Annotated in this window: 26 protein-coding genes; 14 read left to right on the top strand and 12 right to left on the bottom strand. The window is 61.3% G+C overall.

Annotated features, from left to right (window positions below; translation table 11 throughout):
• The first annotated feature begins 220 nt into the window (after positions 1 to 220).
• A complete protein-coding gene (locus tag JQ587_RS29490; protein WP_212427682.1) occupies positions 221 to 556 on the top strand; it encodes a putative quinol monooxygenase in 336 nt (111 codons plus the stop codon).
• A 48-nt stretch (positions 557 to 604) separates the two neighbouring features.
• Here the strand turns inward: JQ587_RS29490 and JQ587_RS29485 are convergent, their stop codons facing one another.
• The gene (locus JQ587_RS29485; protein ID WP_212427681.1) at positions 605 to 2,098 is read right to left on the bottom strand and encodes an FAD-linked oxidase C-terminal domain-containing protein; all 1,494 of its coding nucleotides are present in this window, start codon (positions 2,096 to 2,098) and stop codon (positions 605 to 607) included.
• A 231-nt stretch (positions 2,099 to 2,329) separates the two neighbouring features.
• On the opposite strand from JQ587_RS29485, the gene cycA reads away from it, so the two are divergent.
• Positions 2,330 to 2,725: a cytochrome c-550 CycA gene (gene cycA, locus JQ587_RS29480; RefSeq protein WP_212297150.1), complete on the top strand. Its 396-nt coding sequence runs from the start codon at positions 2,330 to 2,332 to the stop codon at positions 2,723 to 2,725.
• A gap of 17 nt (positions 2,726 to 2,742) precedes the next feature.
• Here the strand turns inward: cycA and JQ587_RS29475 are convergent, their stop codons facing one another.
• On the bottom strand, positions 2,743 to 3,699 hold the full coding sequence (locus JQ587_RS29475; RefSeq protein ID WP_212427680.1) for an alpha/beta fold hydrolase: 957 nt from the start codon (positions 3,697 to 3,699) through the stop codon (positions 2,743 to 2,745).
• A gap of 328 nt (positions 3,700 to 4,027) precedes the next feature.
• Here JQ587_RS29475 and JQ587_RS29470 point away from each other — a divergent pair, with 328 nt between their 5' ends.
• Positions 4,028 to 4,210: a hypothetical protein gene (locus JQ587_RS29470; RefSeq protein WP_212297152.1), complete on the top strand. Its 183-nt coding sequence runs from the start codon at positions 4,028 to 4,030 to the stop codon at positions 4,208 to 4,210.
• Here JQ587_RS29470 and JQ587_RS29465 read toward each other — a convergent pair.
• The 3 genes from JQ587_RS29465 to ykgO form a co-directional block, all read right to left on the bottom strand.
• Positions 4,207 to 4,467 (bottom strand): hypothetical protein, encoded by a 261-nt coding sequence (locus tag JQ587_RS29465; RefSeq protein WP_212427679.1) that lies wholly within the window; start codon positions 4,465 to 4,467, stop codon positions 4,207 to 4,209. The genes JQ587_RS29470 and JQ587_RS29465 overlap by 4 nt on opposite strands.
• A gap of 125 nt (positions 4,468 to 4,592) precedes the next feature.
• Positions 4,593 to 5,231, bottom strand: a complete 639-nt coding sequence (locus tag JQ587_RS29460; protein WP_212297154.1) for a tetratricopeptide repeat protein — start codon at positions 5,229 to 5,231, stop codon at positions 4,593 to 4,595.
• Between the two features lie 106 nt (positions 5,232 to 5,337).
• On the bottom strand, positions 5,338 to 5,463 hold the full coding sequence (gene ykgO, locus JQ587_RS29455; RefSeq protein ID WP_006611362.1) for a type B 50S ribosomal protein L36: 126 nt from the start codon (positions 5,461 to 5,463) through the stop codon (positions 5,338 to 5,340).
• A gap of 340 nt (positions 5,464 to 5,803) precedes the next feature.
• On the opposite strand from ykgO, the gene JQ587_RS29450 reads away from it, so the two are divergent.
• Positions 5,804 to 6,688, top strand: coding sequence for an amidohydrolase family protein (locus JQ587_RS29450; RefSeq protein ID WP_212427678.1), 885 nt, complete (start codon positions 5,804 to 5,806; stop codon positions 6,686 to 6,688).
• 104 nt (positions 6,689 to 6,792) lie between these two features.
• On the opposite strand, the gene JQ587_RS29445 is transcribed toward JQ587_RS29450, so the two are convergent.
• Entirely contained in the window at positions 6,793 to 12,798 is a 6,006-nt protein-coding gene (locus JQ587_RS29445) for an AAA family ATPase (RefSeq protein WP_212427677.1), read from the bottom strand.
• 437 nt (positions 12,799 to 13,235) lie between these two features.
• Between JQ587_RS29445 and JQ587_RS29440 the strand changes: the two genes are divergently transcribed.
• The 5 genes from JQ587_RS29440 (at position 13,236) to JQ587_RS29420 (ending at position 17,093) form a co-directional block, all read left to right on the top strand.
• Complete coding sequence (locus tag JQ587_RS29440) at positions 13,236 to 13,967, top strand: haloacid dehalogenase type II (protein WP_212427676.1); 732 nt, start codon at positions 13,236 to 13,238, stop codon at positions 13,965 to 13,967.
• Between the two features lie 43 nt (positions 13,968 to 14,010).
• Entirely contained in the window at positions 14,011 to 14,484 is a 474-nt protein-coding gene (locus JQ587_RS29435) for a YbaK/EbsC family protein (RefSeq protein ID WP_212427675.1), read from the top strand.
• Between the two features lie 35 nt (positions 14,485 to 14,519).
• Positions 14,520 to 15,350: an adenylate/guanylate cyclase domain-containing protein gene (locus JQ587_RS29430; protein WP_212427674.1), complete on the top strand. Its 831-nt coding sequence runs from the start codon at positions 14,520 to 14,522 to the stop codon at positions 15,348 to 15,350.
• A gap of 138 nt (positions 15,351 to 15,488) precedes the next feature.
• Complete coding sequence (locus JQ587_RS29425; RefSeq protein ID WP_212427673.1) at positions 15,489 to 16,547, top strand: MBL fold metallo-hydrolase; 1,059 nt, start codon at positions 15,489 to 15,491, stop codon at positions 16,545 to 16,547.
• A gap of 60 nt (positions 16,548 to 16,607) precedes the next feature.
• The gene (locus JQ587_RS29420) at positions 16,608 to 17,093 is read left to right on the top strand and encodes a lipocalin-like domain-containing protein (RefSeq protein ID WP_212297161.1); all 486 of its coding nucleotides are present in this window, start codon (positions 16,608 to 16,610) and stop codon (positions 17,091 to 17,093) included.
• A 38-nt stretch (positions 17,094 to 17,131) separates the two neighbouring features.
• Here the strand turns inward: JQ587_RS29420 and JQ587_RS29415 are convergent, their stop codons facing one another.
• Together JQ587_RS29415 and JQ587_RS29410 are read right to left on the bottom strand one after the other, a co-directional pair.
• On the bottom strand, positions 17,132 to 17,488 hold the full coding sequence (locus JQ587_RS29415) for a hypothetical protein (RefSeq protein WP_212427672.1): 357 nt from the start codon (positions 17,486 to 17,488) through the stop codon (positions 17,132 to 17,134).
• Between the two features lie 95 nt (positions 17,489 to 17,583).
• Entirely contained in the window at positions 17,584 to 18,570 is a 987-nt protein-coding gene (locus JQ587_RS29410; RefSeq protein ID WP_212427671.1) for a tripartite tricarboxylate transporter substrate binding protein, read from the bottom strand.
• 145 nt (positions 18,571 to 18,715) lie between these two features.
• On the opposite strand from JQ587_RS29410, the gene JQ587_RS29405 reads away from it, so the two are divergent.
• Positions 18,716 to 18,973, top strand: coding sequence for a hypothetical protein (locus JQ587_RS29405; protein ID WP_212297164.1), 258 nt, complete (start codon positions 18,716 to 18,718; stop codon positions 18,971 to 18,973).
• A gap of 152 nt (positions 18,974 to 19,125) precedes the next feature.
• Here JQ587_RS29405 and JQ587_RS29400 read toward each other — a convergent pair whose 3' ends face one another.
• Positions 19,126 to 20,058, bottom strand: a complete 933-nt coding sequence (locus tag JQ587_RS29400) for a LysR family transcriptional regulator (RefSeq protein ID WP_212297165.1) — start codon at positions 20,056 to 20,058, stop codon at positions 19,126 to 19,128.
• Positions 20,059 to 20,175: 117 nt separating this feature from the next.
• On the opposite strand from JQ587_RS29400, the gene JQ587_RS29395 reads away from it, so the two are divergent.
• The 4 genes from JQ587_RS29395 (at position 20,176) to JQ587_RS36980 (ending at position 22,656) form a co-directional block, all read left to right on the top strand.
• Positions 20,176 to 20,928, top strand: a complete 753-nt coding sequence (locus JQ587_RS29395; protein ID WP_212427670.1) for an SDR family NAD(P)-dependent oxidoreductase — start codon at positions 20,176 to 20,178, stop codon at positions 20,926 to 20,928.
• Between the two features lie 38 nt (positions 20,929 to 20,966).
• Positions 20,967 to 21,665 carry a pirin family protein gene (locus JQ587_RS29390; RefSeq protein ID WP_212427669.1) on the top strand — a complete coding sequence of 233 codons (699 nt, stop codon included), beginning with the start codon at positions 20,967 to 20,969 and terminating at the stop codon, positions 21,663 to 21,665.
• A 149-nt stretch (positions 21,666 to 21,814) separates the two neighbouring features.
• Positions 21,815 to 22,414: an NAD(P)H:quinone oxidoreductase gene (gene wrbA / locus JQ587_RS29385; protein WP_212427668.1), complete on the top strand. Its 600-nt coding sequence runs from the start codon at positions 21,815 to 21,817 to the stop codon at positions 22,412 to 22,414.
• Positions 22,415 to 22,521: 107 nt separating this feature from the next.
• The gene (locus tag JQ587_RS36980; protein WP_283815701.1) at positions 22,522 to 22,656 is read left to right on the top strand and encodes a hypothetical protein; all 135 of its coding nucleotides are present in this window, start codon (positions 22,522 to 22,524) and stop codon (positions 22,654 to 22,656) included.
• A 3-nt stretch (positions 22,657 to 22,659) separates the two neighbouring features.
• Here JQ587_RS36980 and JQ587_RS29380 read toward each other — a convergent pair whose 3' ends face one another.
• The 3 genes from JQ587_RS29380 to JQ587_RS29370 all read right to left on the bottom strand — a co-directional run bounded on the left by JQ587_RS29380 (position 22,660) and on the right by JQ587_RS29370 (position 26,262).
• The gene (locus JQ587_RS29380) at positions 22,660 to 23,544 is read right to left on the bottom strand and encodes a protein-L-isoaspartate O-methyltransferase family protein (protein ID WP_212297169.1); all 885 of its coding nucleotides are present in this window, start codon (positions 23,542 to 23,544) and stop codon (positions 22,660 to 22,662) included.
• A 78-nt stretch (positions 23,545 to 23,622) separates the two neighbouring features.
• Positions 23,623 to 24,768: a GNAT family N-acetyltransferase gene (locus tag JQ587_RS29375; RefSeq protein ID WP_212427667.1), complete on the bottom strand. Its 1,146-nt coding sequence runs from the start codon at positions 24,766 to 24,768 to the stop codon at positions 23,623 to 23,625.
• 141 nt (positions 24,769 to 24,909) lie between these two features.
• On the bottom strand, positions 24,910 to 26,262 hold the full coding sequence (locus tag JQ587_RS29370) for an O-antigen ligase family protein (protein WP_212427666.1): 1,353 nt from the start codon (positions 26,260 to 26,262) through the stop codon (positions 24,910 to 24,912).
• Between the last annotated feature and the right edge of the window lie 32 nt (positions 26,263 to 26,294).

The raw sequence follows: 26,294 nt of genomic DNA, 5'->3' as shown, positions 1-26,294 counted from the left end.
GGTAGCGAAATTCGCTGCCAAAATCAAATGTGACGTGACGCCAGCGACCATTGCCGGCGGGCTCGAGCTCCTGCACCGGACCACAGCAACACTTCGATCATGCGAAGCGTTCACGACATCGACACTTCGATGACGGGCGAACCAAGCCGGTCCGACCCATCGTTACAAGCTCGCACCGATCGCGATCGAGACTGAAGGCGAACAGCAAGGAGGAAGAACCATGAACCACTATGCAACACAGAAATCTCTGAGCGACGCCGTCGACGGCGGTGGCCTGCTCGTGGTCGCGCAATGGGAGGCCAAACCGGGTGAGGCCGACAATATTGCCGGGATCCTCGACCGCTTCCTGCCGGAGGCGCAGCGCGAGGAGGGCGTCAAGCTGTTCCTGATCTCGCGGGCTACGGACAATCCGGCCCAGTTCCTGTTCTACGAACTGTTCCGCGACGAGGCCGCGTTCAGGGCGCATCAGGACAGCGCGCACTTCAAGACCTACATCGCCGGCCAAGCACTGCCGCTGCTGGCCAAGCGCGAGCGGGCGCAATACGGGATGTTGTAAAGGCAGCGGGAGGGAAGCGTTCGCGTCGCGAGCCTTTCCCTCCCCAATCTAGAACCGCGGAATATCCGGAAACGCCAGCTTGCCCGCATGCACATGCATGCGGCCGAGCTCGGCGCAGCGGTGCAGCGTCGGAAACACTTTTCCGGGATTGAGCAGGCCCTGCGAGTCGAACGCGCATTTCAGCCGCTGCTGCTGGTTGAGGTCGATCTCGCTGAACATGTCGGGCATCAAATCGCGCTTCTCGATGCCGACGCCGTGCTCGCCGGTGAGCACGCCGCCGAACTCGACGCAGGCGCGCAGGATGTCGGCGCCGAAGGCTTCGGCGCGCTCGATCTCGCCCGGCTTGTTGGCATCATAGAGGATCAGCGGATGCAGATTGCCGTCGCCGGCGTGGAACACGTTGGCGCAGCCGAGCTGATATTTCTCCGAGAGCTCGCGGATGCGCGCCAGCGCCTTCGGCAGCGCACCGCGCGGAATGGTGCCGTCCATGCAGAGATAGTCGGGCGAGATACGGCCCACCGCGGGGAATGCAGCTTTCCGGCCCGCCCAGAACAGATTGCGTTCGGCTTCCGAGGTCGAGATCTGCAGCGTCACCGAGCCGCACTCTTTCGCGATGGTCTCGACGCGGGTGATCAGCTCGTCGACCTCTATGCCGGGGCCGTCCAGCTCGATGATCAGCAGCGCCTCGACATCGAGGGGATAGCCGGCATGGACGAAGGCTTCGGCGGCGTGGATCGCGGGCTTGTCCATCATCTCCATGCCGCCGGGAATGATGCCGGCGCCGATGATCCGCGCCACGCATTCGCCGGCGGCCTCGACCTCGGCGAAACCGACCATCAGCGCGCGCGCCGTCTCCGGCTTTTGCAGGATGCGCACCGTGATCTCGGTGATGACGCCGAGCAGGCCTTCCGAGCCGGTGATGACGCCCATGAGATCGTAGCCGGAATTCTCGCACCCCTTGCCGCCGATGCGCAGTATCTCGCCGCTCATCAGGACGATTTCGCAACCGAGCACGTTGTTGGTGGTCATGCCGTATTTCAGGCAGTGCACGCCGCCGGAATTTTCGGCGACGTTGCCCCCGATCGAACAGGCGATCTGCGAGGACGGATCGGGCGCATAGTAGAAGCCGGCATGTGCAACCGCCTGGCTGATGGCGAGGTTCGTGACGCCGGGCTCGGTGACGACGACGCGGTTGTCGAAATCAATCTCTCGGATGCGCTTGAACTTGCCGAGCCCGAGCAGCACGCCGTCCTCCAGCGGCAACGCGCCGCCGGAGAGCGAGGTGCCGGAGCCGCGCGGCACCACCTTGATGCCCTGCGCGGCACAATATTTCAGGACGAGCGAGACTTGCTCGGTCGTATCGGGCAGCACCACGACCATCGGCGGCTGCCGGTAAGCGGTCAGCCCGTCGGATTCATAGGCCCGCATCTCGGCGGCGCTGTCGATCACGCCCTCGCCGGGCACGATTGCGCGCAGTGCAGCAACGATCTCCGCGCGGCGCGCAAGCACCGCCTGATCGCTCGCTGGCATCATGATGGCCATGTTATGAAACCTCTGTCCGGCATTGGAATTTGTTCCGCCAAATCAATCATGTCTGCCCGTGTTTGGGTAGGGTCCTCCGAAGGTCTCATTGCTTTGTTGCAGCGCAAGTTCTCTCTGGGGCAAGCCTGCTACCAGAAAATCTGTCACGGTTTCGCGGCTTGTCCACTTGCACTGGACCTGCCAAAACGACGACCCTCAATCTGACCCCCGGGAAGAGACGAAGAGCACCCTATGACAAAACTGACTTTCGGCGCGCTGATTGCCCTGGCCATGACTGCCGCTACGTCCACCGCGATGGCGCAGGACGCCGCAGCCGGCAAGACGTCGTTCAACAAATGCCTCGCCTGCCATGCGATCGGCGAAGGCGCCAAGAACAAGGTCGGCCCCGAGCTCAACGGTCTCGACGGCCGCAAGTCCGGCACCGCGCCGGACTACAGCTATTCCGATGCGAACAAGAACTCCGGCATTACCTGGAACGAGGCCCAGTTCAAGGAATACATCAAGGATCCGAAGGCCAAGATCCCCGGCACCAAGATGGCGTTCGCCGGCATCAAGAACGAGACCGAAATCAACAATCTCTGGACCTATGTCTCCCAGTTCGACAAGGACGGGAAGACCAAGCAGTAAGCCGTGAAGGGCGGCCGCTAATCGGCGGCCGCCTGCGCCGGGACGATTCGATCAATCATCGTCTCGATCTCCATCTTCACGAGATCCGGCACCGCGTTCTGCACCATGTGGCCGAGATCGGGCCGCACGATCAGCTTTGCATTCGGCACCATCGCGGCAAACGGACGCGCGTGGACCTCGGTCTTCACGGTCTTGTCGGGCTCGCCGGCGATGATCGTGACAGGCACCCCGATCTCGCCGTAGCGCGCAGCCTGCGCGGCCACCGACGCCTTCAGCGTCACCAGATCATAGGCATTGGCGATGAATTCGCGCGGGCGCAGCAATAGCGGCGTCGCGGAGTCCTTCACGAAACCATCGGGCATCATCTGCGGCAGGAACACGTTGCGCGCGCCGGACTCGGTGACGAAATAGCCCAGCGGCAACGTGATGGTGTAGGCGAGCAGCGGGCCGATCACCGGCATTGCGATGATCTCGTTGTAGCGGCCGACACCGCCGCGCCAGGGATGGGTCACCGGCGCCAGCATCACGAGGCCGGCCACGCGGCTCGCATGATCGAGCGCCAGCCGCGCGCCGAGGGCACCGCTCCAGGAATGCACGACGAAGATCGCGCGATCGATCCCGAGCTCGTCGAGCGCCGCGTCGATCATCCGCGCCTGGATGTCCGGCGTCGAATCCTGCCGCCTTGCGCGCGTGCTCCAGCCGTGGCCCGGGCGGTCGATCAGGATGACGCGATGCTGCTTGGCCAGGAGATCGCCGAGCGGACGCCGCATCACTTCAAGGTTGGAGCTCGCGCCGTGCAGCATCACGATCGGCAGACCGGCATCGCGGGGGCCGATCTCGACGACGTGGAGGGTCGCGCCATCGACCTCGATCATCCGGCCCTGCGGCGGATAGGCGCGTTGCAAGGCAAAAATGCCGGCCTGCGTGACCAGCGCCAGCAGCACCAGCGCCGTCACGGCTGATATCACGATCATGAAGAAAGTCCGGGCGATCCAGGGCACATCGCAGTTACGGGTCATACAGGCGGCAGTTTCGCGCAAGGAAACTCGGCGTTTCCACAGGAAACGCCCCCCCTGTGGATATGTACACAATCAGAAAACTGAAAAATCAAACAAAATCAATGAAGCTACTCGATGACCCACAAGCCCGGACCAGCTTCATGCGGCCGTCATCGCAGCGTCCTTATAATCGCCACGGTCGGTTCCGCCATCTAGGCGCGGATGGGCGCCGATCCCTCCTCGCAACCCCAGGGGCGCGGGAAAGACCGGCAGGATTGTCCTGGTTTGAACCGGAGGATTTTCGATGAGCATCAGATCGAATGACACCGCAATCGACGAGATCGTCGCAAGCTGCAACGGCGACCTGCGCGGTGCCGTGCGGGCGCTGCTCCTGATCAACGAGCACCTCGAGAGCGAGCTCGCAAAAGCCTATGCCGCAGCCGCCGATCGCGGTCTCGCCGAGCGCGGCACCAGCGTCCTGCACTAGCCCGCATCGTCCTCGGCCTTTTCCTCGTCGGGCGTGGGCGCGGGACAGGCGCGGATGGTCGAGCGGGCAAGCTGGGCATCGGCCTTGGACTTGTAGGGGCCGTCGCCGAACCAGATGTCGCCGTTGATGACCGGATTGCTGGTCACGATGTTGCATTTGCCGGTGGCGCGGTTGCCGACCACCCAGAACAGCCCGTCGGCGAGGCTCATCGTTCCCGACGCCAACAGCAAGCTACAGGCAAAGATCAAGCGCTTCATGGCTTTCGCTCCTGCCATGCAGGTAGACCTGCGGCGGCGGCGACAATAGTCCTGACGACGCTGCGCTTCCGATCGTGGTTAATCACGAGGCGCCGCAACTGCTCTAAAGATGATCGAGTTATCGGCTAGATGTCGCGGCCTTCGACCTTCTCGGTCAGCGCCTTCACCTGATCGGGAACCTTCTCGAGGTGCGGATTGACGGCGAGCGCCTTGCGGTAGGCCTCGAGCGCACGCTTCTCGTCGCCGACCTCCTGCATGATCATGCCGAGCCCCGCGAGCGCGCCGAAATGACGGGGCTCCCGGATCAGCACCTCACGAAAGTCGGCGAGCGCGCGGGCATAGTCGTTCTGCACGTAGTAGAGCGTGGCGCGCCGATTCCAGGCTTCGATGTAGTCGGGGCGGAGCTTGATGACGGAGTCCAGCAGCTTGACCGCGACGTCGATCTTCTGCGCATCGACGGCCGCCTTGGCCCGCGCCATCAGGAGGGCCGCGGTGTCGCTCGGGGTCTGCAGCCAGATCGCCCAGATCCGCGCCTCGACATGCTTGGCGCTGGCATCGTCGGGGGCGGCCTTCAGCGCGCCGAACAGGAAATCAAGATTCTTGGTGCGGTCAGGCTTGGGCAGCTTGGCCGGCGCTTCCGGCACCTTCTTCGGCTGCTTCGCCGGCGGGGCCGGATCATCCTGCGCCAGCGCCGGCGCAAGGCCGGCGGTGCCGAGAACCAGAGCCAGGCACAGCGTGCGTGCGAAGGGGAATCTCACTGCCATGGTGAAAGTGTAAACGCGCAAAGCCGCCCTTGCAAAGCAAAGGCGGCGTCAAACTCGTGTGAGACCGTGGTCTTGCGGGGCGCGCCTGGCGTCCGGCAGGGCGAAATCAGCCCTGACGAGCCTTGAAGCGGCGCTGCACCTTGTTGATCACATAGACCCGGCCCTTGCGGCGGACCAGGCGGTTGGCGCGATGGCGACCGCGCAGCGACTTCAACGAGTTACGGACCTTCATGGCAGAATCCTGAACGTTCGAAAGGCCGTGTTCGGCACTACCGTTTCGGCACGCGCGAATGTGGCAAAATGAGATCTTTCCCGCTGGCGGACCGACCGCCCGGGACGGGGCGGTTCTTAAGGCATGGCGGGAGGTCATGTCAATGTTAACTGCCCGGTTCCCAACGAGCAAAATCGCGAAAACAACCCCATGCACAGTAGAAGCGGCCGGACCGGACCGATTCCGCCCATGGCAGCCACGCCCGACAAAGACTTTCGCGGACTGCCGTTTCGCCGCCAGCAACGCCTTGCCAAATTCGTTATATCATATAATCAATTTGGCAACCCTCGGGAGGAAACCAATGCCCAAGCTGAAGCTGCCTGACATCGACAAGGTCGTCGCCATCGACATCCACACCCATGCCGAGGAGCCCTGCGGCTGCCATCCCGACGACGGCTACGACGACTTCCAGGCGCAGATGGCCGAGTATTTCAAATCACCCAACAAGCATCCGCCGACCGTGCCTGAGACCGCGGCCTACTACCGCTCCAAGAACATCGCCGCGGTGATCTTCCCGGTCGATGCCGAGCGCGAGACCGGCTTTCGTCGCTACAACAATTACGAGATGATCGAGGCCGCCTCCGATCATCTCGACGTCCTCATCCCCTTTGCCTCGATCGACCCGCACAAGGGCAAGTTGGGGGCCCGCGAGGCCCGCAAGCTGATCGAGGAATACGGCGTGCGTGGCTTCAAATTCCATCCGACCATGCAGGGTTTTTACGCCAACGACCGCATGGCCTATCCGCTCTATGAAGAGATCAACAATGGCGGCGCGATTGCGCTGTTCCACACCGGCCAGACCGGTGTCGGCTCGGGCATGCCCGGCGGCATGGGTATGCGGCTGAAATACTCCAACCCGATGTACATGGACGACGTCGCGGCCGACTTCCCCGACCTCAAGATCATCCTCGCGCACCCCTCCTTCCCCTGGCAGGAAGAAGCGCTGTCGGTCGCGACCCACAAGCCGAACGTCTATATCGACCTCTCCGGCTGGTCGCCGAAATATTTCCCGCCGATCCTGGTCCGCTACATCAACTCGATCCTGCAGGATAAGATGCTGTTCGGCTCGGACTGGCCGGTGATCACACCGGACCGCTGGCTCTCCGATTTCTCCAAGATCGAGGTCCGCGACGAGATCCGGCCGAAGGTATTGAAGGCCAACGCCCGCAAGATTCTGGGGATCTGAAGCGCATACTTGTCAATGGGCGGAGTCAGCTTGCCCCCTAATAGCGACTCCGCAACAGATACAGCACGAGGTCCACAGTGATAGCCATCCTGGCGGACCTGTCTTCAAGTTGGAGCTAGCGTGGTGCGCCTGTCCGTTCGGCGAGATTCGTCGACAATGTTGCGTTCGACTTTTACGCCAACAGAAAGTAGTCCGTATCGGCCTTCGAGTTGTGCCTTTCCAGGCCAAGTTATGAGCAGGGCCTGTCCGGCCCCGAACAACTCGGCATCGTATCCTCCCTCTGCATTCGTGCCATCGGTCCAAAATATGGTTTGCGCGACGATTTCGCGGTTCGAATCGACGAACACGAAAGGTGACCATGCTGATCGGACCCATCCCAACGAATGCGCAACATAGGGACAAATCGTGATAGCGGATCTTTTTAGATCTCCATACAAGTCTGCCTGCACTCGGCAAACGAGTTTGCTATCCTCTTTCTGATACACTGGCACAGGGCTATCGATCGACAAGATGCTTGGTAGTCCATCGATTCCTCTTCCAACGTCCGCGGTGGATGGCAAGACCAGCTTGCTCGAACTTGCGGAAGCCCGCAGGGCTTTAACCCGCGAATAGGTGTGCTCCGCCAGCACGAAGTAATCCAGAAGGAACGGGATCGATAGCTCATCATAAGAGCGTAAGAGCCATTCATCCTGATCAACGCCGCCATACTGGCGAACAGGTACAGGCGGAGTAGCAATCCACAAAGGACGAGGATCACACTCCGGCAATGGCCCAGACAGCGCCGGGCCACCAATGTCGGCCCATATTGTTGGAAACATCCGGGAATCCACCTGATCGGCTACGTCCAATTCTTGCAACAGCTTGCTGAAGGCCCGGAGTGCCGCCATAGCCATTGGTCGACGATATGGGAATCGAAGATGCATTCTGCGCAGTTTGGCAACGATCGCTTCTTCCGCTTCCGGACCGAATGCTCCGCGCCCACCCTCCTCAGCCATGAACCTCGCGCAACGTCGACGCAGCAATCCCAGTGGGGCGTAGCAACCTGCCGTTAGCAGCTGAAAGGGCCGCCAGAGGGACAACGTCCAAGTCCAGGGATCATCGGACCAAACGGGTCGCCGGCCCGGATCGAGGCCTGGAGGGGGATCAAAGTTATGATCTTGATCAGATTTCTCAGTGACAAGTTCGTAGAACGCGGGCAGCGGCTTAAAGGGCGGCTCTTCGAAGGGTGATCCCAAGTCAACAAGAACGCGCTTCGCCAGGTTCGCGACAATAAAATCATCACTTGTCACATCGATGGTAGCTTTATCCGTCAGCACCTCACGAAGATGGGGTGCGTCCCTTAAGCGGTCCATCAGTGCGGCTGCTTCACGACGACCCTCACTCTGCTCTTGAAGAAATCCGAACAGGCTTTGCGTGAAAGCAGCGCCAGCTTCCTGTCGTGCAACGAGCGTCGCCGTCGCACGAGCATGACGTAGTAGTTCAGGACAAGAGAAGTCGAATGCCTTGGCGACTAGGAAGGCCAGAAAATCGGTATGCGTTTGGACGGACGCGATAGATTGCACGGGTTGCGCAAAGCGAAATTCACGATATTGCTTAAGGTGATTTTCAGTCTCAATCCAAAACTGCTCATAAGGTATGTTGTCCGCCACCAACTCCAGGACGTCTTCGAGATTGAGGAACAGAGAGCTGCCGGAAACTTGTCCTCCGGACAACTCGCCCACAAGGACGTCAAAGCCCCTTGCGTAGGCTCCCTCTCCCTCGAGTTCAATACGAGCGCGCTGGAGCGCAAGCTTCTCTCCCCCCATGAAGGAGGACCAGTATCCCGAATAGGCAGCTCTCTCGGCCTTCGCAAAATACCGGACAGCCGCGGCTCTATCGCCCAATGCGAGCATCCGCCTCGAAATCGCAGTCAAAAGCTTTGCGTCGCGTTCTAGGTGCGAACGCCGTTCCATGAAGTGAACAATCTGCGCCTTCGACGAGCCAGCGATTAATCTCTCCGCCGCACGCGCGTATGAATAGTCAACGCCTTCGCCGTAGTCTGATTTGCCGTCGCCATGCGCGAGCAACTCCTCAAGATTTTCAACTTCTATGTCTAATGAGACGCCATCATACGACGTTCCTTGACTATTGCGGTTCTCGCCGTGAGCAACTTTTTCCAGTCTCGCCGCAACGTTAATGGCTTCTGAAAGGACAGTAGCTACTAGTCCTTTGGCTTCTGGAGCAAGCTCCTTGACCTTTTCAAGAAGGCTCTGCCGCCGCGACGGCGGACACCATCGCGAAACCGAAAATAGGAGGAGTTCCAGGGGACGAGCACGTTCTGCGGGCCCCATCACTTCCAAGCAAACACGGAGGCACCGATCGATGTCATTATGAATAAACGGAACAACGAGGCGGGAGAAAGCAAGCAATACAGAGGGGGCCAAATTTGGGGCATGCATCACAATCGAAGCAAGTGCAGAATCGGCAATCTTTGCCCAGGTCGCGAGATCGCTGTCCATCAATCGTGACGATATTCCGGCGGCCGCTCCAGGATGAGCGCCCGCCCCCTGAAGGAGGTCAGCGACCAGCCGCGCAGCGGTCTCGTCGCCTTCCGTTTCGTCCATTCCAAGGACGAACTGTGCGAAGGTCAGGGAATTCGCTTCTGCACGTAGGGGCGAGGCTTCACATGCTTTGAGGAAGGACCACGCCCAAAAAGTGTACTGCGGCTCCTTTTTTGCTCGCAGCCAATAGCCGAAGGTGTCCTGATGCATCGACTGTAGCGTAGACCGAGCTTCGTTCTGAAGGCCGACATGGCTGAAGGCGCGCGCAAGTTTTGCACGCGACTCGACCGCTTCCTGCGGTGTGCGATCGTGGTGTGCCGCAGCCTGCGTTCGTTCAATACGCTTTCTAGCTGCTTCGACATCCCTGTCGATGTCGAACACGCAGGCGGCGAATTTCAAGCGAAAGGCATCAGACCCTGCAAAGTTGGTATTGCCCTGTTCGACCTGGTCATCCACAAATTCCACGATGTCGCGGAAGTAGCTATTGCCTAGATCGTAAGCAATGCTCACGACACGCTGTCCCAATTCTCCAAACGACCTAAGAAATCTATAAGCTCGAAAATCTCCAGGAGAGGGCTTGGCTCGCGCAAAGAACATGACGATCGTCTTCAGCGCGCGAACCGAAACGGTCGGATCGCCCGATTTCGCGGTTGCGGCGAGGGTACCAAGCTCACGCATCTTGATGTGTGCGGCGCTCAACAATGTGCTGGGATCGCCGTGATCATCTTGAAGCTCTTCTGGCACTGTGGTGGCCGTTGCTTCGGCGAGGAAGGCTGTCTCGATTATTGCCCTGGTGACGTCGTCCATATTTTCTTGTGCTATCTCGTATCGATCAAACCGGGCAATCGATAAAGATGCCGTCATTCGTCGCGCAAGATCAGATTCCCCGATTTCATAGGCGATTAGACCCATGGCCCTGCACCAGGACTGATGGAGCTCCTTGAGCGCCGGCATCGCCTCAGCCTTCCGAAGCAGCTCCAATACCTTCTCATTCTCGCCCCTCTGGCAAGCTTGTTCGGCCGCCTCGATAGTGAGTCGTAACACTTCTTCGTCATTGAGGGCGAGAGCATCCTGAAGCGCGCCAACTTCGCCAAAGCCCCGGTCATTAACCACACCAAGAGCAAGGTTATATTTCAAGGTACGACGTGCATCAGCTCCTCCATCATCGGCTGCAAGCGCGCGCGTCTGCACCGCGAGAGAATCCACGATCGCGGACACCTTCTTTATGGGACGAAAGCGCTGGGCGCGCTGAATCCAGCGCAGCGCCTTTTTCATGTCCAGATAGGGATCAAAGCCCTCTTTCGCAAAAAGGATCTCGATCGGTTCATTTGCTTCAAATATTTGACGCGCCAGATCGCGATCGCCATTGTGCCAATAATGATCGACAAGGCGAAGCCATCCCTCTCCAGTGCAGCCAATTTCAAGCGCGTGCCGCGTCGCCAGCTCAACATCACCGAGGTCGAAGAGTAGATCTACAAAGTCGAGCTCACTCACTGCCTCGAGACGATACTCAATCTCTTTCGCGACTAGCAGCTTGTTTAGAAGAAGCACGCGGTTGCCTGTCGGTCGAACCGCGGCATATGCTAGACGCAGGTCGGCATATATTTCTCCAGAAGGCCTGAATACTCGGAGCGATCGTCGAAAATAATCTGGCGTACCCAGCGATAAGACCGCCGGATTATCTCCCGCACGTGACCGGTACCGGAGCTCAAACCAGTGCTGAGGATCCACCTCAGCCGCACTTTGAGCGATTTCCGCTAGGCACCGCTGGTAGTCGGTTTCAATCGTGGCAGATGGCGCACCGAATTTCTTTCCCGTCTCGGCAGCAACAAATAGTCTAAAGCTGTTGTGAAAGATTGCGATAAGACCATCGGACGTGTGCGCGAGCAGAAAGCCGGCCGACTTCAGTATGTCTTCGACCGCATCGTCATTCGACGCTTGGGCCAATTGCTGGAGAGAAAGCGCCCCCTCTGCTCTCGCGAGAACGCCGAGCGCTCGCTGGGAGGATTTTGCAGTCCCGAGCTTCAACCAAACGCGCTCGTATATTTCCTGGAGAGACTGGCCAAGCCCATCTACATGCGAGAGAATTTGAGTTGCCTCGTCGGCACTGACTGCACCTCTTAGCGCTTCAATGAAATAGCGCGCCGTCAATGGATGCCCCTGGCATGCGTCGAACAGCGCCTCACGGTCGATGAAATCCGAGAGCCCGGCATCACCAGCCAATGCGAAAACGGCGGACCGCGACAATGGATCGATTACAACCGTGCGGAGTTGTCCTTTCGCTTGTTGAATGATGGTCGGATGCAGCCGCGGAAGCTCAAGTCGTTGCGTACCCAGCAAGAAGATGATCCCATCCGGGACCGCTGCAGCCGCGGGCAGTTCAGCTAGAAAGCTTTCCTGCGGGCTTTCCTCGCGTGGAACATGATCGAGCCCATCGACAATGATGATGGTCTTCCGTCCCGTGTCTCGGAATCTCTCGCTGGCACTTTCGAGCTGCTTGGCGAATTCCGCCCTCGAGCCCGATAGATTATCCTCAGCGAACTTTGAGCCGTAGAATCCTTGGGTTTTAAGTTCAGCGATAAGGTCATTCAAGAATTCACCGGCTTCCGCGCGGCCGAGCCCATGTCGTTGGTCGGGGTGAAAGGCAAGATACCGAGAAACACTGTATGCTGGTGTGGAGTAGATGCAGCGCTGCAGCAGCGTGGACTTGCCGGTCCCTGGCGGCCCCACCAGCGCAAGATATCCACGCGATATTTGATCGATACTGTCTAAAAGCTTTCTTTCGGTTGCTTCGTTGTCCTGAAAATCAGTCGGCACGGGGAACACGTGTACGTTGTGCTGGCTCAACCGGTTGCGCCAGCCAAGCTTGTCGATCAGGTCCTGCTCGGACCATCTTTGTCCAAGTGAAGAACTGGCGATCAATACCGGAAAAAGCCCCCTAAGCGCTTCGACCTTCGCACGCTCTCTGATCGGAAAGACATCGATCCTGTTTTCCTGTAGCTCGCGTCCATCTTTAAGATCGAGGTCGTTGACAAAGCGTATGAAGGTTGTCGCATCGAGGCCAGAGAGCACTTGCAGTTCGGTAAGCTTTGCGCTCCAAATAGACGACTGCCACATTTCCAAGGAATGATCCTGACGCGAAACGAAGCGTGCGAACTCAGCGCTATGCCGCGCTCCGGTGGTATTTGCATTCGCGAGCGTAGTATCTGAAATGCTGAAATAGCCCGCAAAAATATAACTCAGCCGCACCCTCCCGACGCCGAACTTCTGTTCGAGCTTGAGCCAGGACTTAGTCATTGCTTGGATGAAGGGCGCCTTTAATTCGGTCCCTAGCGAAACGTATGTGCCATCCTTTTGGCTTTTGACCTGCGTTGCCCGGACCACTCCATTGGAGTGGACAACCAGATCGTCGAAAATTCCAGCCGAAGGATCCGCAATCGTGATCGCTTCAAGGATTCCTTCTTGCATCAGACTATACAGCACGCATGCTGAATATTCGTACTGCCTGAAATACCCAGTTATCGCCGAGACTTCGCCTGAAGATGATGTTTTCTTTTCACTTTTCACCATTGTTCAATACCGCTCCGCGCTCGCCTCCAAAGGGATAGCGCTCTCAAGGCCGAATCATGGCTTCCAATAGCTTCTGACTATAGCAACGAATTAGAGGCGTGACTTAAGTCCACCTCCGTACTGCACTAAGCCTGCGAAGGACCTCGGGCAGACGCGAGACCGGCCAAGTGTTGCACTGCGCTGCGCGAGGCATGACGTACACGAATTCTTAGCTGCCATCTTAGATTGTAATGGCATGGAGGGTCGGCAGTGGGGCCAATCTGCAATGGACTGATCGAGCAGATGATTTCCGTTTGAGTGCCAAAAAAAGCCAACCTGAGCGCCCAACAGGAGACGCGTCCAGGCAGCCAAGCAGCACCGAGCTCGAGTTTCCTTCTTGGATTGACAGTGATGCGCCTAGTATAGTCCCTCAATCCACCCCCTAGAGGAATGGTCTAGTGAGGATCAAAGCCGTCGTGTTCGACGCCTACGGGACACTCTACGACATCCAGTCGGTCGCTGAGATCACCGAGGATGCATTCCCGGGCTATGGCGAGATCATCACGCAGGTCTGGCGGATCAAGCAGCTCGAATATACCTGGCTGCGCTCGCTGATGCGGCGCTACCAGGATTTTTCCGTCGTGACGCGCGACTCGCTGGCCTATACGCTACGCGTGCTCGGGCTCGATTATGAGAAGGACGCCTTCGAGCGCATCATCGAGAAGTATCTGCATCTCGATCTCTATCCGGATGCAGCCGACGCGCTCACCGCGTTGAAGCCGAGAAAGCTTGCCATCCTCTCCAATGGCAGCCCGGACATGCTGAATGCGCTGGTGCGCAACACCAAGCTCGACCGCCTGCTCGATGCCACCATCAGCGTCGACGCCAAGAAGATCTTCAAGCCGAGCCCGCAGGCCTATGAGCTGATCGGCGAGGTGCTGGGCACCGCGCCGGACGAGGTGCTGTTCGTCTCCTCCAACCCCTGGGACGTCGCGGGCGCGAAAGCGTTCGGGCTGAACGTCGCCTGGATCGAGCGGGTGACGCCGGAGGCGATGGCGCTGGCTTGCGTCGAGACCGAACTCGTGGCACCGCTGACCATGTTCAAGGCGATCCGCACCCAGATGGACGAGCTCGGCTTTGCGCCGGACCACCGCGTCCGAGCGCTCTCCGAGTTGCCGGGGATTGCCTGAGAAATGATTGCCCGCCCGCAAGTCTGGAAATGAGCTGACTGGAATGAGCCTTCAATCCGTTCGCGCCTTCTTCGCCGAGAAAGCCCCCGACATCTCCGTCATCGAATCCCCGATCAGCTCGGCGACCGTGCCGCTGGCCGCCGAAGCCTATGGCGTCGAGCCCGGAATGATCGCCAAGACGCTATCCTTGCGCGTCGGCGAGCGCGTCATCCTGATCGTCGCCGCCGGCACCTCGCGGATGGACAACAAGAAGGTCAAGGCAGCGTTCGGCGGCAAGCCGAAGATGCTGGGGCTGGAAGAGGTCGCCGACATCACCGGCCATGAAGTCGGCGGCGTCTGCCCGTTCGGGCTGAAATCGCCGCTGCCGGTTTACTGCGACATTTCGCTGAAGGCATTCGACGTCGTGGTGCCGGCCGCAGGCTCGACCCACAGCGCCGTGCGCATCACCCCCGATCGCATGGCAGAGCTGACCGCGGCCGAATGGGTCGATGTCTGCGAGGTCAGGCCGGAAGCCTGATGCATTTGCCGGTCAGGGAGGCTAGCATAGCGACGATGACCGACGACAAGGTGAAACGACGACTGACCACCGTGCTGTGCGCCGATGTGCACGGCTATTCCCGCCTCATGGAGGCAGACGAGACCGGAACGCTGGAGACGCTCCGCCGCTCCCGCACGGCCATCGCGCGATTGGTCGAGCGTCATGACGGCCGAATCGTGAACACCTGGGGCGACGCCGTGATCGCCGAGTTCGCCAGCGTGGTCGAGGCCGTGCAATGTGCGGTCGAGATTCAGCAGGAAATCTCCAATCAGGCTTCGGACGTGCCTCAAGCGAACGCGATGCGTTTTCGCATCGGCATCAACCTCGGCGACGTGATGGTGGACGGCACCAACATCTACGGCGACGGGGTCAATATCGCCTCGCGGCTGCAAGAGCTCGCAGAACCCGGCGGCGTCGTGATCTCGAGCTCCGTCTACGATCAGGTGCACAACAAGCTGTCGGTTGGCTTCGACTGTCTCGGTCAGCGGCCACTGAAGAACATTGCTCCCTTGACCAGCTATCGGTTGACCCTGGGCGGCCAAGCCGCCGGGCCAGCGAGCTTCCCGATCGAGGAAAGAGCAACTCCCTCAGAGAGCGCGCGCGCTCCGGGGATGGACGACAGGCGCGAGCTTTCTTCGTCGACAAATGTCGTCTCGGAATGGCTGGCAAAGCTGCCTCGCCCGGTTGCAGCGGCGCTCACGGTGTCGGCGTTTCTCATTCTGATCAATCTTTTCACTGGCCATAAGATCTGGTTCCACTGGCCAGTCGCTGCCATTCTCTTCGGTGTGGTCTTGCGGACGGTGCTTGGACATCGGCCTGAATCGGAAAGCAAGGGAGAGCGCTGAACGAGGCGGCATGACCGCATCTTCACGCCGACCCGCGTCATCATCGAATCCGGCCGGATGATCGTTCCGGCCCTAGCGGCTTCGGCGTCGGTCGATTAGCATGGTCGTATTCCCGATACTGATAAATGCGGAGGGGACATGGCTCGATGCTTCATCGCAGTCGCACTGCTGGCGGTCTCTTGGCTGGTCAGCGGTGCATCCAATAGCTACGCCGCACCGTGTCTCATCGTATCGCTCACCGGCACACAGGGGGGACCACAATCTTTCAACGGTCTCGCAGGCGCCGGAACGCTGGTGCGCTTTGGCGATGACACCGATGAATGTGGGGCGGTGAAGTTGCAATTTGATGCCGGCCGCGGAACCACCATGCGGCTATCGCAGCTAAAAGTCGGACCCGAGCAGCTGGATGCAGTGTTCTTCACGCACATGCACAACGACCATACGGAAGGTTTTGCCGATCTGGTGCAGCTTCGATGGTCATTTAATGGGACCGGACCGAAGATCGACGTCGTCTGCAGCGCGGATAGCGTCTCACCGACGGGCGTCACGATAAGCTGCAGCAAGTTCACCGCGCATATCGCCGACGCGTTTATTCAATCAGGCGAGATCGCACAGCGTCATTCCGAGCTTAAGGAACGGACGGCGGGTGGCCCCGCCGAATTGATCAATACGATCACGTTCCAGCCAACGGACGAGCCGCAAGTGGTCTGGTCCAAAGGCGATGTGAAGGTCAGCGCAATTCGTTCAGCCCACATCGCAGGACACGCATCCTACCGCGTCGATACGCCCGCAGGCAGCGTTGTGATCGGCGGTGACGCCGGAAATGACGCGCCGGCTCCCCCGCGCAGTTCTTCGGCCTCAGAGCAGGTGGAGAAGCTAGCTCAGGGGGCCGACATCATCGTCCATTCGGTCATTCATCCCGTTATGGCCCCCGGCAAGGGGAGCGGGATGTTCCCTTACGCCTATCTGCGTCAAACTTCGGTCCCTGATCTTGCCGCCATGGCCAAGCGAGCTGGCGTAAAGCACCTCATGCTCACGCACATGATTCCGCCGATTGGAGGCGAGCAATATCCTTTCAAACTTCCTGGCGGCTTGCTGACGGAGGGGGACTACAGGAAGGCGGCCCAAGATGGCGGCTTCACTGGAAACATCATCGTTGGCACCGATCTCGCGAGCCTTCGCCTGCCAGCGAAATAGCGACTGATCATACAAGGATTGCCTTCAGACCGTATGAGTTCCCATTCAGCGAGAACCAACATGCTGCGTCTCATCGCATTCACACTTGCCACCTATTGCTATCTCCAGTCCGGATTTGCCATGGCCGACGAAGCAGCCAAACAACTGGTTGGAAGCTGGCGGTTGACGTCATGGGTTATCCAGATCGTGGGTGGAGAGCCTACGGAACCATTTGGTCCTAATCCCAAAGGCAGAGCGGTTTTCACTTCGGATGGGTTCTCGGCATTCATGATCGCCAGGCCGGATCGGAAGCCGGCGACGAATGATTCGGACTCGGCTGCGCTGCTCAAATCATTGATGGTCTACACCGGCAAATTCACAATCGATGGGGACAAGCTCACGACAAACGTCGATCTATCGTGGAACGAGATTTTTACCGGCACGGCCCAAATCCGCTTCTTCAAACTGGAGGGCGACAAGCTCTCGATTCGAACAGCAGAACAGGTCAGCGCGGTCTACCCCGGCAAAAAGGTGGTAGGGACCCTCACCTGGGAACGCGAACGCTGACAGCGCTGCGCGTCAATGAGGCCGCGTCCTTGGCAGCGCTAATCGTCGTCATCCTCATAGGGCCGCGGCTGCATCTGCTGAGGAGGCGGCGGCGCGTTGTTATACCGCGGGGATGGTACAGCGCGATTACGCGGAACCTGCTGCTGCGGCGGCATCTGATTGTTGGACTGGAACACTGCGCGACAGCCGCTGGAGAGCTGCGGCGTATTCTGCCGCAGGCACGCGGTGATGCGGCTCACATCCGGGATCTGATCACTGCACAGGCGCCAGACGTCCGGCGTGCACGCCATCTGCTGCTCCATGGTTCCGCGATACTCCTCAGCGAACGCGGCGCTCTGCGCGACGATGCCGCCGATCGCAAGCGCCACACCCAGCGCAATCCGCTCTGTTCGCATGGTCCCAATCCTTCTCGAGTCCCTCGACTTGTCTTCAATCAATGAGACGCGGTCAGGTTCTGGCCCAACAAAAAAATGTGAAAATTCGGCGGGAACTATTCCACCCGGCCGATCTTCTTCACCGCCGCGATCAGGCGTGCGCTGTCGGTCGCCACGAAGTCGGAGAACTCGGGCGCATCCTGATAGGCGACGAGACTGCCCGAGGCATCGAAGGTCCTGAGCACGTCCGGGCTGGTCATCACCTGCGCCATGGCCTCACGCAGGCGGCTTGCGATCGGCGCGGGAAGAGAGCTTTGTGCAAACAGCCCGGCCCAGATGTACATCTCGACATCCTTGTAGCCGAGCTCCTGGAAGGTCGGCACGTCGGGAAAGCTGGCAACGCGCCGCGCACCGCAATTGCCGAGCACGCGCAGCTTGCCGTCGTCGACCTGCGGCTTCAACGTGCCCGGCGCCGCTGCGATCGCCTGCACGGTGCCGCTCAGCAGCGCGGTCAGCGCCGGGCCGGCGCCACGAAACGGAACGTGCAGCAATTTGATTCCGGCGCTGCTCGCAAACATCTCCATCGCGACGTGCAGCGTGCCGTAGGGCCCGGACGAGCCATAGGTGATCTGGCCGGGGCGCTTCTTTGCGTCCTCGACGAACTCCTGCGCCGTCTTCCATGGCGCGGAGGCCGGGACCGCGAGCAGCGTGGGATCAGCCAGCACGCGCGCGATCGGCATGAATTGCGACACTTCATAGGCGACAGGACGGTCGAACAGCCGGTCGGCCTCGGGCAGCACCGCGAGCGAGGAGAGCGTCATCAACAGCGTGTAGCCGTCGGGCTCGGCGCGCGCCGCCGCGGCATTGCCGACCGATCCACCGCCGCCGCCGGCGCGGTTGTCGACGATGACGGGCTTGCCGAGAATCCGCTCCAGCGCCTGCGCCACTGGACGTGCCGCGAGGTCGGCCTGGCCGCCGGCCGGGAACGGCACGATCATGGTGATGTTGCGCACGGGATAGGTTTGCGCGGAGGCCTGCTCCGGTAACGCGGCCCGCAACAACGGCAATGCGGCAACGGCGCGCAAGACGTCACGTCGATCCATGGCAGCCCCTCCTGATATTTTCTTGTTACGCTCCCAGCCTAGCCTGACGCCCGGCAAGAACAAGCCGTTTACGAAGCGTTAGCCATGTTCGCCCCGCTCCGGAACGCATCCCTCCACCCTCCGTTGCCCCGCCAAGGAGTGTGCCATGGGAAAACTTGCGACCATCGACGTGGCCCTGGACGAGATGCTGGTGAACTTAGCGGCGATCGTCCTGCGGCTGTCAAAACCCGAAGTGACGCGCACGCCGGAAGCACGGCGCGCCCTGACGCAATCCGTGCATCAATACGCGGTATGCGCCGCACGCTCGACCGACCCGCGTGTTCATGAATTGAAGTCGCAGCTGGAGAAGACGCTGAAGCCGAGCCTGCGCATCGTCGCGATCGACGGCGTGAAAGTGTCGTAGTCGAGCGTCGTCGTTGCGCGGAGCGCTTGCGACGAAGCAATCCAGAATCCCTCCGCGGAGACACTCTGGTTTGCTTCGCGGAGCCTGTCATCGGGCCGCGCTTCGCGCGGACCCGGTGGCTCGCAATGACGGAGGGCGCTGAGCGGTTTGCCCTACGCCTTTGCTTTCCCGCGAGGCCTCCGCTTGCACGTCCCCGGCAGCTTCGCGGCGAGAAAATCACCGAGCGCTTCGACGCGCGCGGGGCGCGGGCCGCCGGGCGGGGTGACGAGGTGCACGGCGCCTTCGGCCTGCTTCCAATCCTTCAGGATCACTTCGACGGCGCCGGAGGAGATGGCCTCGCCGACGATGAATTCCGGCAGCTCGGCGATGCCGAGGCCGGCGATCAGCGACGGCATCACGGCTTCGCCATTGTTGACGCGAAGCTGGCCGCCCGGGCGCACGCTCGCCTGCTCACCAGCGGAATTGGTGTAGTGCCAGACATTCGGCGTCGAGAGATAGGCATAGCTGAAGCATTTGTGCTCGGCGAGGTGCATCGGATGCGTCGGCCGGCCATGCTTCTTCAGATAGGACGGCGCGGCCACCGTGAAGCGCGGCATGGTGAAGAGCCGCCGCGCGATCAGCGAGGAGTCCGGCAGCCGTGCGATGCGCACCGCCATGTCAAAGCCTTCACCGATGAGATCGACGGACGCATCGCTCAGGTGAAGATCGACCGAGACTTCCGGATAGGCTTCGAAAAATTCCGGCAGCAGCGGCGCCACCGCCTTGATGCCGAATGTCATGGGCACCGCCAGCCGCACCAGGCCGCGCGGCGCGACCGATTGCGCCAAGGCCTCGTTCTCGGCCGCCTCGCCATCGGCGAGCAGGCGCGTCGCGCGGTCGGCGAGCTTGTGGCCGGCATCGGTCAGCGCGAGCCGGCGCGAGGTGCGGTTGAACAGCCGAGCGCCAAGCCGCTCCTCCAGCCGGGTCACCGCCTTCGACACCGTGGCCTTGGACATCGTGAGCTCGCTCGCAGCGCCCGCAAACGACCGTAACTCCACGACTTTTGCGAAAATCGCGAGCGCCTCGAAATCGGGGAGTCTTGCCATGGAGTTTGGTCCCACAGGGTTATTTGGGGAAACAATGCGTTTCGACAGTTTCTATTTCTATACCACAGGCGGAGGCTTATCCAAGGGTCATCAGACATTCAGGACTGGAGAAATCCAATGACCAAGAAGCTCTCAGGCAAGGTTGCCCTCGTCACAGGCGGTTCGCGCGGCATCGGCGCGGCTTCGGCCCGCGCTCTCGCCGATGAAGGCGCGGACGTCGCCATCAGCTACGTCGCTTCGCCCGAAAAGGCCGAGGCCGTCGTCACCGAGTTGAAGGCCCGGGGCATCAAGGCCCGCGCCTTCAAGGCCGACCAGGCTTCTGCCAAGGATGTGACGAAGCTCGTCAACGACGTAGCCAATGAGTTCGGCCATCTCGACATCCTCGTCAACAACGCCGGTGTCGCCAATGGCGGCGCGATCGACTCCGCCGACGCCGACATCGAAGCGCTCTCCCGCCAGGATGCCATCAACGTGCATGGCGTGATTGCGGCGATCCGCGCCGCCTCGCAGTTGATGGGTGACGGCGGCCGCATCGTCACCGTCGGCTCGATGCTCGCCGACCGCGCCTCGTTCCCGGGCCTTGCCGACTACGTTGCCACCAAGGCCGCCGTGGTCGGTTACACCAAGGGCGCGGCGCGCGACCTCGGCCCCCGCGGCATCACCGTGAACGTGGTGCAGCCCGGCTCGATCGACACCGACATGAATCCGAAGGATGGCGGCGAGTTCGCCGAGACCCAACGCAAGCAGCACGCGCTGCAGCGCTTCGGCCGCCCTGAGGAAGTCGCCGCCGGCGTGGTCTTCCTCGCAAGCCCGGAAGCCTCCTTCGTCACCGGCACCGTGCTCAACGTCGACGGCGGGTTCGGCGCCTGAACAAGGGCCACCTCCGTCCATTTAAAGGAATTACGCAGATGATCGAACTCAGACCTTTCGCAAGACTCGGCGGCGCCGATCACGGCTGGCTCAAGGCCAAGCATCATTTCTCCTTCGCGAGCCATTATGACCCCAACAACATGGGCCATGGCGCCTTGCGGGTGTGGAATGACGACGAGATCGCGCCGAACACCGGCTTCCCCGCCCATCCCCACGCCAACATGGAAATCATCACCTATGTGCGCGAGGGCGCGATCACCCATCAGGACAGCCTCGGCAACGAGGGACGGACTGAAGCGGGCGACGTGCAGGTGATGAGCGCCGGCAGCGGCATCCGCCACTCCGAGTACAATCTCGAGCCGACCAAGACGCGGATCTTCCAGATCTGGATCGAGCCGACCGCTCGCGGCGGCCAGCCGACCTGGGGCTCGAAGCCGTTTCCGAAGGCGGACCGCTCCGGCAAGCTCGTCACGATTGCGAGCGGCATCGCTGAAGACACCGACGCGCTACCGATCCGCGCCGATGCACGGGTGCTCGCCACCACGCTGAAGGCCGGCGAGAGCGCCGAGTACGAGCCGCAGAAGGCACGGCACCTCTATCTCGTGCCGGCAGCAGGCGCAGTCGAGATCAACGGCGTGCGCGTCAATGCCCGCGACGGCGTCGCGATCCGCGACGAGGCCAGGCTGAGAATCACCGCGCTTGAAGATTCCGAGCTCGTGCTCGTCGACGCCGCGTAACCAGATCATCAGCAGTCATTCCGGGATGGCGCGAAGCGCCAGACCCGGAATCTCGAGGTTCTCAGGTGCGCAGCTGCGCACCTGAGTTCGATGCTTTGCATCGCCCCGGGACGACGAAAAGACCACGAACACCCCCACTGGAGACCATCATGACCAAAGTTCTCGTCCTCTATTATTCCGCCTACGGCCACATCGAAGCGATGGCGAATGCTGTTGCCGAAGGCGCGCGCGAGGCCGGCGCGACCGTCGACATCAGGCGCGTGCCCGAGCTGGTGCCGGCCGAGGTCGCGAAGGCCTCCTATTACAAGGTCGATCAGGCCGCCCCGATCGCCAAGGTCGAAGACCTCGCCAATTACGACGCGATCATCGTCGGCACCGGCACTCGTTTCGGCCGCATGGCCTCGCAGATGGCGAACTTTTTGGACCAGGCTGGCGGGCTCTGGGCCAAGGGCGCGCTGCACGGCAAGGTCGGCGGCGCCTTCACGGCATCCGCCACCCAGCATGGCGGCCAGGAGGCGACGCTGTTCTCGATCATCACCAACCTCCTGCATTTCGGCATGGTGATCGTCGGCATGAATTACGGCTTTGCCGGCCAGATGAAGCTCGATGAGGTCACCGGCGGCGCGCCATACGGCGCCACCACGATCACCGGCGGCGACGGCAGCCGCCAGCCCAGCGCCAATGAGCTCGCGGGCGCGCGTTATCAGGGACGCCAGATCGCGGAGACGGCCAAGAAGCTGCGCAGCTAAGCCTGGGCACAGCGACAAGCCGCATGGCTGATGCGATACGGGCGGCATTCTCACGAGGGAATGCCGCCCTATCTATCTGGGTAATAACGACAGGACTCACGCGACGAATGGCTTTTGAACTTCTCCTGATCGCGCAAATGATCCGCAAGCCGGTCCAGGCGCTGACGCGGCGCTGGTATTGCCGCAGCCTGTTTCGCGCCTCGCGCGGCCGGTTTCGCTGCGCCGGGTGCGCGGGATCGTAATTGTCAGGCCTGCGTGATGTCCGCGTGTCGCGGGACGCTGACCGCCGGCGCCGAAGCAGGCGCCGTTGAAAGCCACCAGCCGTCGCCGGCAAACCAGCAGGTGTCGTCGGGCGCGTCTCCTCGCCGCAGCGATTGCACGCCCTCCCATCCCCTTGCGAACGCCTCGGCCAGTCGCCGGCCGACCTCCGCATCCTGAAGTCCCGCGCAGCCGATGAACTGCGCCCGGCTGAGGAATTTGGCCGGCCAGGCCGCGCCCTGCTCCGGGCGCGTGATCATCAGCATGCCGCCGAGCACGCCCTCGGGTGCCAGCGGAAACACCAGCCGGCCGCCAGGCCGCAATGCCGCGAGCCATTCCGTCGCCGGCTGCGCCGCGCCCGCACAGACATAGATCACGTCGACGCTCGGCAGATCGGACGCAATGCCCGAGCGGTCTCGCAGCTCGACCGTGGCGATGTCCTTCAAATTCTCGCGCGCGAGTGCCGCCAGGCGTTCGTCGATCTCATAGGCGTAGACGCGGCCATTGGGACCGGTGAGCTCGGCCAGAATGGCGGTGTAATAGCCGGTGCCCGCGCCGATCTGGAGAACGGTCTCGCCTTCCTTGACGCCGCAGCCGCTGAGCCAATAGGCGTGCGCGCCGGGCATGCCGATATTGACGCCGCGCGCCGGATCCAGCGCCAGCAGCGCGTTCTGGTAGAGAAAGGCGGGATCGTCATCGGGCGTCACGACATAGGGATGGCCGCCGAACGAGATCGACCACGGCCCCGGCCCCGCGAAGGGCTCGCGCCTCACGTTGCGAAAGGCCTGCTCGAGACGTGGGTCCGTGGCCTTGGCCGCAGCGCAGATCAGCTGCGCGTAGAATGCGCGAAATTTGTCCGAACGATCGTCCATGTCGCCTCCTGATCGAGACGACGATAGCACAATCATTGCGATATTCGAGTGACCCTGCAACTGCAGATGTCGCGGATTCTAGCGTGCGCCCTTGCCCATCGCCCGCGCCGCGAGCGCGGCGAGCTTCGGATGACGGCGCAAGCCTTGCGCGGCATGATCGCGCAACACGAAAGGCAGCCCGCGCCAGGACAGAGCGACGCTGACATCGGTCAGCGGCACCGGCTTGGCGCCGAAGCGGCGCTTGTAATCGTGATTGCCGATGCTGAGATCGAAGCGCCGGACGCCCTGCGCATGCAGCGCCGCCATGGTGCGCTCGGTGACGAGCAGGCCCGGCGAGCAATTCGCCCATTGCCTGCCGGCATGACCGATCCGCAGCAAATAGTAAGTCGCGCCATATCTGATGCCGAAGGTGGTGCCGACGATGCCCTCATCGCAGACGAGCGCCGAGATCACCGCATAGCCTTCCGCAACGCCCTGCCGGGCGACGTCACGATAGAAGCGGGCATGGGCCTCGTCGTTGAGGACGAACCGCGAGCCAAGCTGCCGCATGCGCTCGTGCTGCTGCATGTCCATGACGCCGAGCAGTTCGTGCGCACGAACAACGTCGGTGACGATCTCGAACCGGGCGCCGGCATGACGGCTGAACACGCGCCAGCAACGCGGCATCTGCATGCGCTTGATCGAGGCCTGATAGTCCGAATAGTCGTCGCCGGTCAGAACGAGATTGCCGTTGAGCGAGCACGAGCCGAGCCGGCCGAGCGACACCAGCGGATTCTGCTTGGCACCGACATAGGCCGGCAGTTTCTTCAGGCGCAGCAGGTCGAAGCGATCAGGCGAGGCGCGCAAGCCATCGACCAGCGCCGCGCTGATCGCCTGGGCGCCGGCTGCATCGAAACTCGCGTCGCAAGCCAGGATCGGCGCGTTGTTGTCGGAGACGCCGAGATCGGCAAACTCGACGACACGGATGCCGCGCCTGATGTGGCTGAACATCGGCACCATCGCGATGTCCTTGCCGGTCGCCGAATCCGTGATGACGGCAATCAGCGGCGCGACGTCGTGAAAGGCCTGATACCAGGCACCTAGCCAGTAACCATGCTGGAACGCGGTGCGATACCCGGCGTTCAGGCGCAGAGCGGCCTGTCGCCAGTCACGCAAGAAATCGACTGAGATTCCCGACGTGCTGGACACCCGACCGTCTAGTGGCTCGACGCTGAGAAACGTCATTTGCGGGGCATACAGTTACTGAACGTGTCCAGATAGATTATGTTTTGTCGCAGACTACAAGTTACGTCGCTGCTTATCGTTAAGCCAATACCGTCGCAGTCTCTCGTGTACCGATATGAAACGGACGGCTGCGACAGATTGTCAGTGACGGGGTTGTATTTGCTCGACGCACTGGAACCTGGCCAGAAAATGCAGGCCGGCGACCGCAAGCGCGAACATGAACCAGACCGGATTCTGCCGCTCGAGCAGGAAGGTTTCGGTCGTCCCGAAATACAGGCCGAACAGCCAGATGGTCAGGAATAGCTTGCCCAAAGCACTGCTGCGGTTGTGGGCCTGGGCTTCATGGAAATTGCGCAGCGGCGCGAGCACGAAGATGAGAATGACGAGCAGCAGGCCCGGCAGACCGATGGTGACGGCGAGGTCGAGATAGCTGTTGTGGCTGTGCGCTGCGGACACTGCCCATTCCGAGCCCTGGGTGGTCTTCCCTTCCGCCGCGCCGTCCCAGAACGCCGCATAGCCATGACCGGTGATCGGCTTGTCCGCGACCGCCGAGAGCGCAAACTCCCAGACCTCGGCACGGCCGGTGAAGGTGGGATCGACCGGAAGCGCCCGCGTGATGCTGCCGAGCACCGGGGTCATGACGCTGCCAACCGTCAGCAGATTCATCACGATCAGCGGCGCGAAGCAGATGATCCGCTTCAGCCACAGGCTCGGTGTGACATAGGCCAGCGATGCCAAGGCATAGATCGCAAGGCACAGCACCGACGATGTCTTGCCGCCGGTGAAGATCAGGAAGGTGCCGGCCAACAGCGCGATCGCAGGCCCCATCACGAAGGAGCCCACGGCTGACAGGTAAGTTCCGACATAGACCAGGATGGTCATCACCGGCGAAGCGATGTTCTTGTGGCCAAAGCTGCCACGCCAGTCGCCGGCAAGCTGCGGCTCGGTGATGTCGAGCGCGCTGTGGATCGAATATTGCGGGGCAAGGAAGACGCCGAGATAGCACACCGCCAGCAGCACCAGCGCGGCGCCGCCAAGGCACAGGTTGAAGCTCCGCGGCGTCGGCGGCAGCAGCGGCAGCAGGACGGCAAGCGTAGTTGCGCTGGCCGTGAGCGCAAATCGCTGGATCGAGACCTCGCGGCTCTCGGAGAATGCGAGATTGATCAGCATCCAGCCGACGAGGCAGAGATGCAGCGGCGTGACCAGGCTTCTGAGCGAGGGCGCATCGGTGGTAAGGGTGAACAGCACCGCGACGGCGGCCAGCAGTCCGAACGAAATATAGGTCGTTGCCAATCGTCCGCTGACGATGGTGGCGACGTCGGGATTGCTCAAGTCTGGAAACGGATCGAGCGTGATCAGCACCAGAAGCAAAGCAATGACGGCAACCAGACAGCGCGAAGCGTTGACGACGTTGAGCCTCGCCAGCACGTCGCGCAGCGCGTGGCCGAGCGAGCGGGCCTCGACGTCAGTCATGTCTGCGGCGCTGCGATCCATGCCTCGAGGCCTGACGGGACGATGGGGACCTC

The sequence above is a fragment of the Bradyrhizobium manausense genome (assembly GCF_018130615.1).
Lineage (GTDB): Bacteria > Pseudomonadota > Alphaproteobacteria > Rhizobiales > Xanthobacteraceae > Bradyrhizobium > Bradyrhizobium manausense_A.
Note: the sequence above shows the minus strand (reverse complement) of the source record. Positions and strands in the feature narration are given on the sequence as shown.

Coding starts and splice junctions, on each gene's coding strand:
- wrbA (WP_212427668.1), top strand. CDS start 21,815: ATGACCAAAGTTCTCGTCCTCTATTATTCCGCCTACGGCCACATCGAA.
- JQ587_RS29465 (WP_212427679.1), bottom strand. CDS start 4,467: ATGAAGCGCTTGATCTTTGCCTGTAGCTTGCTGTTGGCGTCGGGAACG.
- JQ587_RS36980 (WP_283815701.1), top strand. CDS start 22,522: ATGGCTTTTGAACTTCTCCTGATCGCGCAAATGATCCGCAAGCCGGTC.
- JQ587_RS29375 (WP_212427667.1), bottom strand. CDS start 24,768: ATGACGTTTCTCAGCGTCGAGCCACTAGACGGTCGGGTGTCCAGCACG.
- JQ587_RS29410 (WP_212427671.1), bottom strand. CDS start 18,570: ATGGATCGACGTGACGTCTTGCGCGCCGTTGCCGCATTGCCGTTGTTG.
- JQ587_RS29425 (WP_212427673.1), top strand. CDS start 15,489: ATGGCTCGATGCTTCATCGCAGTCGCACTGCTGGCGGTCTCTTGGCTG.
- JQ587_RS29430 (WP_212427674.1), top strand. CDS start 14,520: ATGACCGACGACAAGGTGAAACGACGACTGACCACCGTGCTGTGCGCC.
- JQ587_RS29370 (WP_212427666.1), bottom strand. CDS start 26,262: ATGGATCGCAGCGCCGCAGACATGACTGACGTCGAGGCCCGCTCGCTC.
- JQ587_RS29415 (WP_212427672.1), bottom strand. CDS start 17,488: ATGCGAACAGAGCGGATTGCGCTGGGTGTGGCGCTTGCGATCGGCGGC.
- JQ587_RS29450 (WP_212427678.1), top strand. CDS start 5,804: ATGCCCAAGCTGAAGCTGCCTGACATCGACAAGGTCGTCGCCATCGAC.
- JQ587_RS29445 (WP_212427677.1), bottom strand. CDS start 12,798: ATGGTGAAAAGTGAAAAGAAAACATCATCTTCAGGCGAAGTCTCGGCG.
- JQ587_RS29435 (WP_212427675.1), top strand. CDS start 14,011: ATGAGCCTTCAATCCGTTCGCGCCTTCTTCGCCGAGAAAGCCCCCGAC.
- ykgO (WP_006611362.1), bottom strand. CDS start 5,463: ATGAAGGTCCGTAACTCGTTGAAGTCGCTGCGCGGTCGCCATCGCGCC.
- JQ587_RS29400 (WP_212297165.1), bottom strand. CDS start 20,058: ATGGCAAGACTCCCCGATTTCGAGGCGCTCGCGATTTTCGCAAAAGTC.
- JQ587_RS29490 (WP_212427682.1), top strand. CDS start 221: ATGAACCACTATGCAACACAGAAATCTCTGAGCGACGCCGTCGACGGC.
- cycA (WP_212297150.1), top strand. CDS start 2,330: ATGACAAAACTGACTTTCGGCGCGCTGATTGCCCTGGCCATGACTGCC.
- JQ587_RS29390 (WP_212427669.1), top strand. CDS start 20,967: ATGATCGAACTCAGACCTTTCGCAAGACTCGGCGGCGCCGATCACGGC.
- JQ587_RS29380 (WP_212297169.1), bottom strand. CDS start 23,544: ATGGACGATCGTTCGGACAAATTTCGCGCATTCTACGCGCAGCTGATC.
- JQ587_RS29475 (WP_212427680.1), bottom strand. CDS start 3,699: ATGATCGTGATATCAGCCGTGACGGCGCTGGTGCTGCTGGCGCTGGTC.
- JQ587_RS29395 (WP_212427670.1), top strand. CDS start 20,176: ATGACCAAGAAGCTCTCAGGCAAGGTTGCCCTCGTCACAGGCGGTTCG.
- JQ587_RS29405 (WP_212297164.1), top strand. CDS start 18,716: ATGGGAAAACTTGCGACCATCGACGTGGCCCTGGACGAGATGCTGGTG.
- JQ587_RS29420 (WP_212297161.1), top strand. CDS start 16,608: ATGCTGCGTCTCATCGCATTCACACTTGCCACCTATTGCTATCTCCAG.
- JQ587_RS29470 (WP_212297152.1), top strand. CDS start 4,028: ATGAGCATCAGATCGAATGACACCGCAATCGACGAGATCGTCGCAAGC.
- JQ587_RS29485 (WP_212427681.1), bottom strand. CDS start 2,098: ATGGCCATCATGATGCCAGCGAGCGATCAGGCGGTGCTTGCGCGCCGC.
- JQ587_RS29460 (WP_212297154.1), bottom strand. CDS start 5,231: ATGGCAGTGAGATTCCCCTTCGCACGCACGCTGTGCCTGGCTCTGGTT.